The following is a 12,051-nucleotide window of genomic DNA, read 5'->3' as shown; positions in this document are numbered from 1 at the left end:
TTGAATTATATCCATCAGAGGAACCTCTCCCTTCGGGGAATATTTGGTAAAGCTGATACTACGAGGTTCCTCTTCCGCTTTTTATAAAAGATTTCCTCCAAAGTCCTAAAGTAAATTTACACCAACTGGAAAGGCCATCGGTGCAATGCTGTAAATTGGATGCCGAACCGATGGCAAAAAGGAAATTTTCCGAACCCCACCTTGATTCTATCATCATTGAAAGAGTGGAATTGCTGTTCCGGGCACGGCGATACCCTGGCACATCGCGGCTGTCTTCAGGGGGTGGTGCAAGTGGGTTTTGCAGTTTTGCCGCTAGGGAATCTTGAAAATTTCTTTCGCTTTCTGATAATCCTCTTTCAAACGGATGGAGTAGCCGAACCTTTTTCCGTCCGTCCTGGTCAGGGAAATGGCCTGTGAAAGGGGCAGGGTTTCAACGTCTTTTATTTCCTTCCATCCCATGAGCCGTCTGGCCCGGCCCTGTTTCAACAATTCTTGCAGCTGAAGAGTGGAAATCATCTCCCGCAACTTGTTGATGATATCCTGGTATGCCATCATCCACTGCCATTTGCCGATATCCGTGTCTGCAACAACTTTATCCACTCCGGGCAGCGGCACGGTCAGTGCCCAGATCGCTTTATTGGTAATCAGCAGGGCATTCTCCGGAATCAGCACCTTTCCTGTCCCCAGGACAGCAACGCTGCGGGTTTTCCCGTACTGCATCACGGCAGGGATGCTATCCACAAGAATCTCGTCCGGTTCCGGCTTCACATTCCCGTCATCGGGTTCATATGGAGCGTTCAAGTCCACAGCGGCGGTTCTTCTCAGAACGATCACATCGAAAACGATGATGCCTGCCGCGACAACGGCCAGAGCCGCCCCTACATACCATGGAATTCCCAAATAAAAGAAAAATATAGCCAGCCCAAACAGAACTGCGGACAGGCCAATAGTTTTGACTAACCGGAAAAAACCACCTGCCACACCAAGCCTCTGCACCGAGGTGGCCAGCCTGTCCGCCTTGACCTTCTCATCCCGGCCGCGTTTCATTTATCGTGGTTCTCCTCATCAGGGATATCGTCGATATTGCCGCCGTTACTTCCTGTTACAGCTTTCAAATTCCTGACTGCAAGCTTGCCCGCTTCCTTCAGCTTCTCCCGGTTGGCTTCGTCGTTCAAATTGCCGATTGCAATGAGAATATAATAGTCGTCTTGCAGGATATGAAGGCCCGGCGTGGCAAAATAGGCCTCATTGCCTATGCCTTCCACCCTGGCCGCATCTTCAAAATTATCCACGATCGCCCGGAAAAGGCTTTCCGGTGTCTGCGTCTGCTCCGGTGGCATCATGGCTTGCTGCGTGAGCCCGATCTGGAAAAAGCGATCTTCCTGTTCATATATGCATTGTTTGAGACCAACCTTTTCTTGCTCGAGGGCCTCGACCGTATTCAGGCTTACCCCGAGGATATTCTCGGCTTCCTCCCTGGAAACAAGTGCCGATGGTTCAATGATACCTACCGTTACCTTGTCTCTGGTACCCGTTTCCGGGGGCATGCCCGACTGATCATCGGCAGGTACGCTGCAGGCGCAAAGTGAAAGCAGCAGCGTGACAACAATCAGCAATAATATTTTCCTCATTTCGAACCCCACTCTCCTTTATCCTTGTTACCGTTGATACAATATTTTTTTACCTGATGTCCACTATCCCGGGACGGTCCCCCTTCCCCACATACTATAATGAATACACCATAATACGCTATATTTATCTACACTTCTCTTTATTCCTTTTGATCGTTACCGTACAATATATTCCATTATAGATGCGATGTAAATTGTTTGGAAGATGGTAATGCAGGATGAAAGCAATCAGTATCACAGGGTGGCCTGGGATTCAAGGGCAAATGAAAATATACCATGTATACGGCTGGATAAAGGAATACCATGAAAAAAAATAAAAAAGTTTTCTTTCTCCGGAAGTGGAAGACCGGGTTCCGAAAATGAATGGCCCGGAAAACCCGTGCGGAAAAACAGAGATTTATACAGGATTTGAAAACTTCGAGTGTCCGGGAGCGGGGAAGAAGTGGCAAGGGTATGGGCAGATACAAGAAAGGGCCACAGGCGAATCGCCCATAGCCCGATTCTGTCAATATTCCCGTCCAGTTGCAGGCACTTGAAGCCGGGCTTCCCGACTTGACGGAATGCCATCCTGCAAAACAAGATTTAAACTTTGGAACCATCCATACCGAATAACGGGAGGCCGGCTACCCGGCCAACGCCTGCCGGATCCATTTCCCGTCGTTTCTAACCCGGATCAATAATTCGTGGCCCTGAGCTGGAAATAGGCCCGGGAGTGGGCACAGGCCGGGCATAACTCCGGTGCTTCCTGGCCACGATGAATGTAGCCGCAGTTGCGGCATTGCCATTCAATTTCCTCTTTCTTCTTGAACAACGTGCCGTTTTCAAGATTTGCCAGAAGTGCCCTGAACCGGCTTTCGTGTTCTTTTTCCACTTCACCTATTTTTCTCAGAACCTCGGCGATTTCGGGGAATCCTTCTTCTTCCGCCTCGGCCGCAAAACGGGGATACATATCCGTCCATTCGTAATTTTCTCCCTGGGCGGCATCTTCAAGATTGGCCGCGGTATCGCCGATAATGCCCAGAAATTTGGCCAATCTCTTGGCATGTTCTTTTTCATTTTCAGCGGTTTCAAGGAAAATTGCCGCTATCTGCTCCATACCCTCTTTTTTGGCAGTGGAAGCATAGTAAGTGTACATATTTCTCGCTTTTGATTCTCCCATGATAGCTTCCATCAGGTTCTTCTCGGTCTTTGTACCTTTCAGACTCATCGTACCATCCTCCTTTGATGTTTTTGTTAACTGACAACACAGTTCCATAACCACTTTCAATCACTGCATATCAAAACAACGGTTGTCCTTCAACAATAAATTCCGGCAACAGTTATTCCCCGCCATCCTATTTCTGGAGCAAACTGCTGACCAGGGAAATGACTCTCGGCAGAAAGATTATCAATCCGCACAGGATCGAATAAATAACCGCAATCAGGACTGCCCCGGCGGCCGCATCCTTGGAAATGCGAGCCAGTGTATGATACTCCTCGCTGGCAAGATCGATTGCCCTTTCGATGGCAGTGTTGATGACTTCGGTGATGATCACCAGGAAAATTGCGGTAAGGACAAATAACAGCTCCACCGTCGAAATCTTGAACCACCATGAAAACAACAAAACCAACAAGGCAAAGCTGAAAATTACCGGTATGTTTCTCTGGGTCTTTACACAATAAACTATCCCGGCCACCGCATTCAAAAAACTTTTTTTCATGCTGTATACTTTTTTGCCATCGATGAAAATTTCATTGCTTTTGTTTTCAGTTACCATTCTTCAGATCCTTCGAAAGACATTATATCACAGATAATATATCTTGATGCTCATATTTCTATTATTCCCCTTGACCTTCCTTCTCCTCACCATAAATACTTGCTCGATCCGACAATTTTTGTGTTATCGGCAAGTGATCGTCTCATGTTTTTCATTGAATCCGGAAGGCTTGAAGAAACAATCACTGAAACAGCACAATGATGGTGTTCGACGGATTCCATGGCCAGAATAAAAAGGAAGCATTGGATTGCACATGCTTTCCTTCTGCTTCCGTGTTCAAACAGTAGCCTTTTTCAGGATTGGAGGCTTCGTAAGCGACAAATTCCCCCCAACCTTTTTGCCCCGCAAAGCCACATACGTTGCTTTCCGGAGTTTTTCCATTTACCTGTAATCCTGCAAACTCTTTATTTTCAATGGTCGGAGCGACAGGATTTGAACCTGCGACCTCTTGGTCCCGAACCAAGCGCGCTACCAAACTGCGCCACGCCCCGTGATGGCTAATAAATTATAACACAGGGAGGGTTGCTGAACAAGAAAACGAATAAAAAATTTTATCTAACCGCATAATAGAATTTGAAGTAAACTGCAGAGGTACGTACCATTATGGAAGGAAAAATAATCAACTTTAAACCGAGGGAAGAATCGGGAACACCCACCAGAAACAGCGATGCCCTGGGAAACCTGTTTGATGTTTTGAAAGAAGAAATGGAGGAAGTCGAACATTGTGTGAAAGAAGTTGTAGGGGGTTGCCCTTCGGCGCTCAGGCCTTCGTTGATGGAACTGGTTTATTTAAAGAATGAACGCCTGCCCGCTTTGCTGTTTCTGGCTTGCGCCAGACTTTTCGGGCCCTTGAAAAAAGAACAGTATCGCATGGGTGCCGCCCTCGAAACCCTCGGCCTGGCTTTGAATATCCACGAGTTGTTGAAAGGCAACCTGAAGATAGAAACCAAAAAAAGGGAAAACATTTACAACCGACAACTCCTGAGCGGTGACTATTTGTTGAGTTTTTCACTCTCCCTCATTGCCGAAAATCCGGAAATCGTAAGGGGAATGTCCGAAATAATTTGCAGGAACGTGGAGGGGGCTTTCATGGAGAAGGCTCTGGAAACGGCGGCTGGCTTTGACGTGGCAATCTATCGTAAAACCTATTTGCGCAAGATCAGCCACAAATCGGCTTCTCCACTGGCCCTTTCCTGCGCTCTGGGAGGCTGGAGCTGCGGTGCCCCCCCTTCCAGGGTCGAGCAACTGGCCTATTATGGACATTATTTTGGACTGGCTCGACAGCTGGAGACGGATCTGCTGGAGTTTGAAAAAAGTGCGCGCCGCCGACTGTTGGAGGGAAGGGGAGGCCTGGTTTTTACCTTGCCCCTTATCCATATACTGGAGACGAGCGCTTTCCGGGAGAAGCTTCTGAGAATGCTTTCTATAGATTTCTGGAACAAAAAAGAACGTGAACTGTGGGAGCAGGAAGTCAAACGAAATGGTTACAAGACATACATTCGAAAGATGATCAATGATAATTGCAAGGAGGCCCTGGCTTCCATAAACGGGTTCCCGGCCGGTCATGCCAGAGAAGCCTTGATATCCCTGCTCGGGGAATTGGAGCTGATTGTCTGACCCATGCCGGGTCAATATGCCGGCGCGGACAAATCTCCTTTTGTGCAAGACTTTTTGACTTGCAATTTTTTTACGCATATGATCCGGAAGCATCGGGAAGACTGCCAAGTGGGAAATTTAAAAAAATTAAAGGAAAAGAAAAGCTTATGTCGAAATTTTTCCTTTGATGGGTCGCTGCATCGGAACCCAGATTATATTCGTTACCGGGCGGAGAATGCTGAAATGTCCAACAAGGTAGGGAAAAGAATAAAAGGGCTGCGCCGTTTGAAGGGTTTCACGCAGCAGGAACTGGCAGAGAAGATTGATATTTCGGTTACCATGCTCAGCCATATAGAAAGAGGTTTGAGAAAGCCCGAACCTCGTATCCTCGAATTGATTGTGGCTGTTCTCGAAGTACCCTCCGAGGAATTATTTTTTCTTCCTGATGGGGAAACAAAGTGAACTTGAAAAAAAGTTTATTGATCATCGGTAATTTTGTTTCTGGCAACAGGCTGCTTCTGGCGCCCATGGCCGGAATTACCGACCATGCTTTCCGCCGAATCTGCCGCGAGGAAGGTTGCGGCCTTGTCTTTTCGGAGATGATAAGTGCCGCCGGGTTATTGCATTTCCCCAGGGCAAGGCTTGATAGCAATGCGTCCTTGCTCATGGCGGACAAACCGATAGCGATACAGCTATTTGGCCGTTCGCCCGAACTGCTTGGCCGGGCGGCGGAAATGGCCGAAGAAGTTTTTCACGCAGATATCATTGACATCAATATGGGATGTCCGGCCAAAAAAATTTTGAAAAATAGAGAAGGGGGCTGGCTTCTAAGGGATCCCCACGGTGCAGCGCGGATCATGGAGGCGGTGGTGAAGAAGGTCAGTATCCCGGTGACCATAAAAATCAGAAAGGGCTGGGATGACGATTCTTGCACAGCGCCTGAAATTGCACGGCTGGCCCGGGAATGTGGCATCAAGGCTGTCAGTATACACGGACGAACGGTGGTGCAGGGTTTCGGAGGACAATCCGATTGGGATATAATAAAGGAAATCAAGGAAAAAGTAGACATCACTGTTATCGGTAGCGGCGATATCGTGTCACCGGAAGACATAAAAAAAATGTTGGACCATTGCCGCTGCGATGGGGTCATGATTGGCCGGGGCGCTCTGGGAAATCCGTGGATCTTTGCCCGCGCCCTTGATTTTCTTTGCAGCGGGGTTGTGCCGCCCGCTCCTTCCCTGGAAGCACGTCTGGCAAAAGCGTTATATCATCTGGAACTGATAACCGGTTACAAGGGCGAGGACAGGGCGGCCATAGAGATGCGCAAACACGCCCATTACTATATCAAGAATGTAAAAAATGCAGTGCGCTTCAAAAATGAGATCAACAAAGCAGCTACACGAGCAGATTATGAACTTATATTCAAACAACTGCTCGGTTGTCAATAATATATCATGCAAGGAGGGATGAAGATGTGTCAATCTGATGCGTACATGTTCAAAGATGGAGTAAAAGAACTGATCATGGAAGATGTCTGTAACCTCAAACCCCATCAAGGGGGAATCATTTTAACCGGCATGTTCGGCGAGGAAAAACAGCTCAACGCAAGGATAAAAGAAATACTGTTGGTTGACCACGAGATTCTTCTTGAAGAAAATTGATGTTGATGTTATCAGAAGATGGTTGAAGGCACTTGTAGCAAGTGCCTTTTTTTTTGCAGATTGCATTGAAATAACAAATATATTCTGGTATATTGAATGTATACAATAATGTGCACAGGGGAAGGGGTGGCCCATTTGGATGGCCTGAAAGAGGTTCACAATACCGTTCGCATCGGGACGAAGATCATCGATAGAAAGAAAATCTTCCGGACCATCGATAAATTGCTGGCTTTACGAAGTCAGGGGTTGTCCCAGCAAGAGGTGGCCGACAGAATGGGTCTGGAGAGAACTTTTATCTCCAGAATTGAAACGGTGGGTGAATTGCGCAGGGGAGAAAGGGTTGCGTTGTTGGGTTTTCCGGTGGCCAACAAGAAGGAAATCATGAACCTGGCCTACAAACTGGGAGTCGAGTTTGTCTGGCTCATGACCAACGAGGAAAGATGGGAACTGGTACGTGACCGGCAGACACTGGATTTTTTCAATACGGTGGTCAACCTGCTCACCCAGTTAAAAAATTTCGATCTTGTCATCTTGCTTTCTTCGGAAAGATGGAACAGGGTTGCGGAAGCTTTCCTTGATAATGAGGTTTTTTTTATGGAAATTGGCCCTTCACCTCTGGAACAGGACTGTTACATTGATACCGGGGTTCTGCAAAGAGTGTTGGAACAGATTGTAAAAATATAACCGGGGAGTGAATTACCATGAAGCATGTGGTAGGTATCAGTTTGGGATCGGAAGCAAGAAACCACTCTGTAATTATCAAACCGATGGGTATTGAATGCAAGGTCGAAAGAATTGCTACCAACGGTGACCTGAAGGCGATGATCTCCTACATAAAAGAAAATGATGGGAAAGTAGACGCTTTTGGACTGGGGGGGATGGATCTCTATCTTCATGCCATCGATCGCCGTTACGAGATCAGGGATGCCCGCAAGGTGGTGGAGGCGGCAAAACATACGCCTATCGTGGACGGTTCCGGCTTGAAGAATACCCTGGAACGCAGGGTTATAAAACTTCTTTCGGCCCAGACGGATATTTTCAAAAATAATCCCAGGGTGTTGCTAATGTCTGCAATGGATCGGTTGGGGATGGCCCAGTCATTGGAGGAGGCCGGTTGCCGGATGATTTATGGTGATTTTCCTTTTGCTTTGAAATTGCCCATACCGATGTACAATCTGAAGCAGGTTGCCCTGGCTGCCCGCACCCTGTTGCCCGTATTGAGTGTGCTACCGTTCAAATTGATCTATCCGACCGGCAAAAGCCAGGATGAAAATAAACCTCGCTTTGTCAAGTATTTCGAGGAGGTCGATATCGTGGCCGGCGATTTCCATTTTATAAAAAGGAACATGCCCCTGGAGTTGCCCGGCAAAACGATTATTACCAATACCGTGACGATGGATGATGTTAAATTTCTAAAAGAAAGAAAAGCCAGAAGGCTGATTACCACTACACCGGAATTCGAGGGAAGATCATTTGGTACCAATGTAATCGAGGCATTGTTGATATGTCTTTCCGGCAACAAAAGGGAACTCACACCCGAAGAATACCATGATATGTTGGGCATTCTCAACCTCGAACCCCGCATAGTCGAACTGAATTAACTTCTAAACCTGCGGGCCACATAATAGAATAAAAACAACGAATATCTAGGATGTGGCGGGTGTTTTTTTTGACGGTCTTCAGATTTGCCCAGATCTTGCATCCTCGGAACATCGAAGATGCCCGTGATAAATCAAAAATACTTCGTGCTTTACCTGCAACCTGGGTGGAAAAAATCATTCCCCGCATCCCACCGATCAGGATATCCGCCATCAGCGGCCTCTCATCACGGGGCCGCATCGAGGGTTATTTCATTTATCTTGGTCTTACCACACAGCAACTGGCTGCCCAACCCGGGAATTCCTGTCTGGAAAAAATATTGAAATGCGGCCGCCTGGCAGAAAAAAAGGGGGTTCAGTTGCTGGGGCTGGGGGGGGTGGCGGCGGCGATGGGCGACGCAGATATCAAAATAGCCCGTTGCTTGCAATCGGCGGTGACAACGGGAAGAACTCTTTGTGTAGCCACGGCGGTCGAGAGTGCCTGCCGATTGGTCGAGCAACGCGGTATGATCGGGGAGAATATGAAATGTACGATCATCGATGCTTCTTCCCCGCTGGGCGGGCCTTGCTTGCAACTTCTTGCCCGTTACGGTTTTACTGACTTTACCCTGGTCACTGAACAGAAACACAGATTGGACAATCTTGCCTGGAAAATGCTCTATGATCATGGCATCTCGGTCAAGATAACCTCTTGCATTTCCCGGGCGCTGGAAAAAGCCGACCTGATCATAATCACAGATGGCATTTCGGGGGAGAAGGCCGATGCAGCCGCGGTAACTTTGAAAAAGGGAACCATGGTCTGCAATCTCTGCCGGCGGAAATTCACGGACCGGGGATTGTTTTCCACGAACAACGGGGTTACCCTGATTGACGGCGGCATGATCAAGGTACCGCCACAGATCAGTTTCAACAAAAATTTCGACTTCAGCGTTTCCCGGACCATTCCTGCTGATATGGCAGAAACGATAATTCTGGCAATGGAAAGAAAAAAACACAGCTTCTCCCTGGGAGACGGAATCAGAATGGAAAAAATGGATGAAATGACGGAGATGGCACGGAAGCACAATTTTCAACTGGTCGGTTATTTATCGCAAGATATAGCGACTTTCTTTTCCTGATATGAGCAAGAATAAAAAAAAACCTTTGGGGAAAACCACATAATAGTTTGATGACGGGGAACCAGGTTCGGGAGCTGAAATTGGCCCGGATGCAATTTGAAAGTTGTCTTGTATCGAGATGGTTGTTATCAATTGCCGTTTCGATATTGTCGCAAGGTGCCTTGCCACACTGTTGCAGTGGAATGGCGACGGGGCAGTATGTTTTCCTTTAAAAAACGAAAGTTTTTGAATATGCTACTCCACGTTGGCAGTTGACAGATATGTGGGCTGTTAATATAATAGAAAAAAATAATAGCCTGCGTGTATGGAGTTCCTGAACAGTGGCTTGTTAAGCAGTTCTCCAAACCTGCTGCACAGAAAGCGGCAGGCTTACATAATATAATAATTATAGTATAAAAACATGATACTGGGGGACCTTGTTTATGCTTAATGAAGAAATTATTTTAACTCCGCAGGGCATGGAAAAGATAGAGAAAGAACTGGACTATTTGAAGACAACAAAAAGAAAGGAAATTGCATCGCGAATAAAGGCAGCAATCTCTTTCGGCGATATCGCGGAGAACTCTGAATACGAGGATGCCAAAAATGAACAGGCTTTTGTTGAAGGGCGCATTGCCACCCTGGAAAAATGGCTGCGGAATGCAACCCTGTTGAAAAAAGAGAATAATGCCAACGGTATGGTCTGTCTTGGCGATACCGTGAAATTGGCCGACCATGGAAGTGGCGAGGAATTCGTGTATACGATCGTGGGCACCGCCGAGGCGGATCCCACCGAGAACAAGATTTCCAATGAATCGCCGGTGGGAAGAGCTATACTGGGTCAGAAGGTAGGGAGTATCATTACTGTTGAAGTGCCCGCCGGGAGTATTGATATCGAGATAAAAGAAATTTCTTGAAGGCTGGAGCAAACAATAAATAATGATCTATGAAAACGAACTTATTCAATCCAGGTACGAGAATCTAAACAAGTTGTACGAAAAAGGGATAAAACCTTATGGACAAAAATTCACCATCACCCATAGTTCCGGGGAGATACTTGATCATCATGAAGAGTTGGAAAATACGGATATTTCCCTGGCCGGCCGGATAATGAGCATCAGGGAACATGGAAAAGCATGTTTCGGCAACCTCAAGGATGGTACGGGCCAGATTCAATTTTATCTCAATATTGATGGAGTTGGCGAGGATAACTTTGAGCTTTTCAAATTGTTTGACCTGGGTGATTTTGTTGGCATAAAGGGGACGGTATTCGTCACCAGGCGGGGAGAGGTCACCGTTCGCGTCGATGAATTCGTCATGCTTTCCAAGGCACTGCGTCCTCTCCCAGAGAAATGGCATGGGTTGAAAGACATCGAGATACGCTATCGACAGAGGTATCTTGATCTCATTGTCAATGACGAAGTCAGAGAAACCTTTGTACATAGAAGCATTATTATTCAAGAAATCCGGGAATTGCTGAATGAACGGGGTTTTTTGGAAGTAGAGACTCCGGTGATGTCCGTGGTTGCCGGTGGGGCAGCGGCCAGGCCGTTTCAGACTCACCACAACGCTCTTGACATAGACCTGTTCCTGCGTATTGCCACTGAACTTCATCTCAAGAGGCTTCTTGTCGGTGGCTTTGAAAAAGTATATGAACTGGGCAAGGTTTTTCGCAACGAGGGGATATCGACCATCCATAACCCCGAGTTCACTTCGTTGGAAGTTTATCAAGCCTATGCAGATTATACCGATATGATGGATTTGACGGAGGAACTGGTTTCCCGTCTCTGCCTCCGCCTCTTCAATAAAACCAGGATCGGTTACCGGGGCAGGGAGCTTGATTTTACCCCGCCCTGGCCGCGGTTAAGCATGGTTGATGCCGTAAAAAAATATGCAGGGGTGGATTTCAACAAGATCGAGGATCGACACCAGGCATACAAGGAAGCTCTTGCTCTGGGAATTGATATTGACACTGAGATGCATGACAGTTGGGGGCATGTGTTGTCATGTATCTTCGAGAATATCTGCGAGGAGAAACTGGAACAGCCTGTTTTTATCTATGGCTATCCGGTAGAGATTTCACCCCTGGCAAAAACTAACCGGGAAGATCCGCGCTTCACGGACAGATTCGAGGCTTTTGTCGATGGGAAAGAGATCGCCAACGCTTTTTCGGAACTCAATGATCCCGTTGTCCAGCGGAAAAGGTTTGAAGAACAGATTGCTCGCCGCGAGAAAGGTGACAGGGAAGCACATATGATGGATGAAGATTTCCTTACGGCACTGGAATACGGGATGCCCCCTGCCGGTGGATTGGGGATAGGGTTGGATCGACTGATCATGCTCCTTGTCGGTTCCACCTCGATACGCGACGTTATTCTATTCCCGACCTTGAAACCGCGTATTTGAACATTATCCGCAAAAAATCTGCAAAACCAATTGTTATTTTGTTGACAATTCAAAAAGGGCATGATAATATATTTTGGTCGTCTTGATTTGCGGCCATGCCCGTCAAGGCGGAACGTTCTTTGAAAACTGAACAGGGCGAGTCAATGTTTTGTGTTTCTGGTTCTTTGATTCGAGAATTGTATTTCGAGTAAAATTTCAAGGATTGAACTGGAGAGTTTGATCCTGGCTCAGGACGAACGCTGGCGGCGTGCTTAACACATGCAAGTCGAACGGGAAGTAGCGTAGCTTGCTATGCTACGGATAGT

General features: G+C 47.1%; 13 protein-coding genes, 1 tRNA gene and 1 rRNA gene. 10 read left to right on the top strand and 5 right to left on the bottom strand.

Going from position 1 to position 12,051, the window contains the following annotated elements; all coding sequences use genetic code 11:
* Positions 1-312 precede the first annotated feature (312 nt).
* The 5 genes from GX364_05450 to GX364_05430 all read right to left on the bottom strand — a co-directional run bounded on the left by GX364_05450 (position 313) and on the right by GX364_05430 (position 3,879).
* Positions 313-1,047 carry a hypothetical protein gene (locus GX364_05450; GenBank protein ID NLI70287.1) on the bottom strand — a complete coding sequence of 245 codons (735 nt, stop codon included), beginning with the start codon at positions 1,045-1,047 and terminating at the stop codon, positions 313-315.
* A complete protein-coding gene (locus GX364_05445; GenBank protein ID NLI70286.1) occupies positions 1,044-1,631 on the bottom strand; it encodes a hypothetical protein in 588 nt (195 codons plus the stop codon). Before GX364_05445 ends, GX364_05450 begins: the two co-directional genes overlap by 4 nt.
* Positions 1,632-2,304: 673 nt before the next feature.
* Positions 2,305-2,838: a rubrerythrin family protein gene (locus GX364_05440; protein NLI70285.1), complete on the bottom strand. Its 534-nt coding sequence runs from the start codon at positions 2,836-2,838 to the stop codon at positions 2,305-2,307.
* Between the two features lie 127 nt (positions 2,839-2,965).
* Positions 2,966-3,331, bottom strand: coding sequence for a diacylglycerol kinase family protein (locus GX364_05435; GenBank protein NLI70284.1), 366 nt, complete (start codon positions 3,329-3,331; stop codon positions 2,966-2,968).
* A 471-nt stretch (positions 3,332-3,802) separates the two neighbouring features.
* A tRNA-Pro gene (locus tag GX364_05430) sits at positions 3,803-3,879 on the bottom strand.
* 112 nt (positions 3,880-3,991) lie between these two features.
* On the opposite strand from GX364_05430, the gene GX364_05425 reads away from it, so the two are divergent.
* The 10 genes from GX364_05425 to GX364_05380 form a co-directional block, all read left to right on the top strand.
* Positions 3,992-5,005 carry a hypothetical protein gene (locus tag GX364_05425; protein NLI70283.1) on the top strand — a complete coding sequence of 338 codons (1,014 nt, stop codon included), beginning with the start codon at positions 3,992-3,994 and terminating at the stop codon, positions 5,003-5,005.
* Between the two features lie 222 nt (positions 5,006-5,227).
* Positions 5,228-5,446 carry a helix-turn-helix transcriptional regulator gene (locus GX364_05420; GenBank protein NLI70282.1) on the top strand — a complete coding sequence of 73 codons (219 nt, stop codon included), beginning with the start codon at positions 5,228-5,230 and terminating at the stop codon, positions 5,444-5,446.
* A 17-nt stretch (positions 5,447-5,463) separates the two neighbouring features.
* Positions 5,464-6,432, top strand: a complete 969-nt coding sequence (gene dusB / locus GX364_05415) for a tRNA dihydrouridine synthase DusB (protein NLI70281.1) — start codon at positions 5,464-5,466, stop codon at positions 6,430-6,432.
* A gap of 24 nt (positions 6,433-6,456) precedes the next feature.
* Positions 6,457-6,645 carry a CooT family nickel-binding protein gene (locus GX364_05410; protein ID NLI70280.1) on the top strand — a complete coding sequence of 63 codons (189 nt, stop codon included), beginning with the start codon at positions 6,457-6,459 and terminating at the stop codon, positions 6,643-6,645.
* A 126-nt stretch (positions 6,646-6,771) separates the two neighbouring features.
* Entirely contained in the window at positions 6,772-7,329 is a 558-nt protein-coding gene (locus GX364_05405) for a transcriptional regulator (GenBank protein ID NLI70279.1), read from the top strand.
* Between the two features lie 17 nt (positions 7,330-7,346).
* Positions 7,347-8,246, top strand: a complete 900-nt coding sequence (locus GX364_05400; GenBank protein ID NLI70278.1) for a quinate 5-dehydrogenase — start codon at positions 7,347-7,349, stop codon at positions 8,244-8,246.
* Between the two features lie 59 nt (positions 8,247-8,305).
* Positions 8,306-9,361, top strand: coding sequence for a hypothetical protein (locus tag GX364_05395; protein NLI70277.1), 1,056 nt, complete (start codon positions 8,306-8,308; stop codon positions 9,359-9,361).
* Between the two features lie 422 nt (positions 9,362-9,783).
* Positions 9,784-10,257, top strand: coding sequence for a transcription elongation factor GreA (gene greA, locus GX364_05390; protein ID NLI70276.1), 474 nt, complete (start codon positions 9,784-9,786; stop codon positions 10,255-10,257).
* 22 nt (positions 10,258-10,279) lie between these two features.
* Positions 10,280-11,746, top strand: a complete 1,467-nt coding sequence (gene lysS, locus GX364_05385; protein ID NLI70275.1) for a lysine--tRNA ligase — start codon at positions 10,280-10,282, stop codon at positions 11,744-11,746.
* A 205-nt stretch (positions 11,747-11,951) separates the two neighbouring features.
* Positions 11,952-12,051 (top strand): 16S ribosomal RNA (locus GX364_05380); the annotation flags it as partial.

The organism is Bacillota bacterium (genome assembly GCA_012518215.1).
Classification (GTDB): Bacteria; Bacillota; Dethiobacteria; order DTU022; family PWGO01; genus JAAYSV01.
The sequence above is the reverse complement of the archived record's forward strand: the minus strand, read 5'-3'. Positions and strand labels throughout refer to the sequence as shown.

What these genes read in the sequence shown, in the direction of transcription:
- lysS (NLI70275.1), top strand. Translation starts at nt 10,280, where the DNA reads ATGATCTATGAAAACGAACTTATTCAATCCAGGTACGAGAATCTAAAC.
- GX364_05400 (NLI70278.1), top strand. Translation starts at nt 7,347, where the DNA reads ATGAAGCATGTGGTAGGTATCAGTTTGGGATCGGAAGCAAGAAACCAC.
- GX364_05425 (NLI70283.1), top strand. Translation starts at nt 3,992, where the DNA reads ATGGAAGGAAAAATAATCAACTTTAAACCGAGGGAAGAATCGGGAACA.
- GX364_05440 (NLI70285.1), bottom strand. Translation starts at nt 2,838, where the DNA reads ATGAGTCTGAAAGGTACAAAGACCGAGAAGAACCTGATGGAAGCTATC.
- GX364_05450 (NLI70287.1), bottom strand. Translation starts at nt 1,047, where the DNA reads ATGAAACGCGGCCGGGATGAGAAGGTCAAGGCGGACAGGCTGGCCACC.
- greA (NLI70276.1), top strand. Translation starts at nt 9,784, where the DNA reads ATGCTTAATGAAGAAATTATTTTAACTCCGCAGGGCATGGAAAAGATA.
- GX364_05445 (NLI70286.1), bottom strand. Translation starts at nt 1,631, where the DNA reads ATGAGGAAAATATTATTGCTGATTGTTGTCACGCTGCTGCTTTCACTT.
- GX364_05410 (NLI70280.1), top strand. Translation starts at nt 6,457, where the DNA reads ATGTGTCAATCTGATGCGTACATGTTCAAAGATGGAGTAAAAGAACTG.
- GX364_05435 (NLI70284.1), bottom strand. Translation starts at nt 3,331, where the DNA reads ATGAAAAAAAGTTTTTTGAATGCGGTGGCCGGGATAGTTTATTGTGTA.
- GX364_05420 (NLI70282.1), top strand. Translation starts at nt 5,228, where the DNA reads ATGTCCAACAAGGTAGGGAAAAGAATAAAAGGGCTGCGCCGTTTGAAG.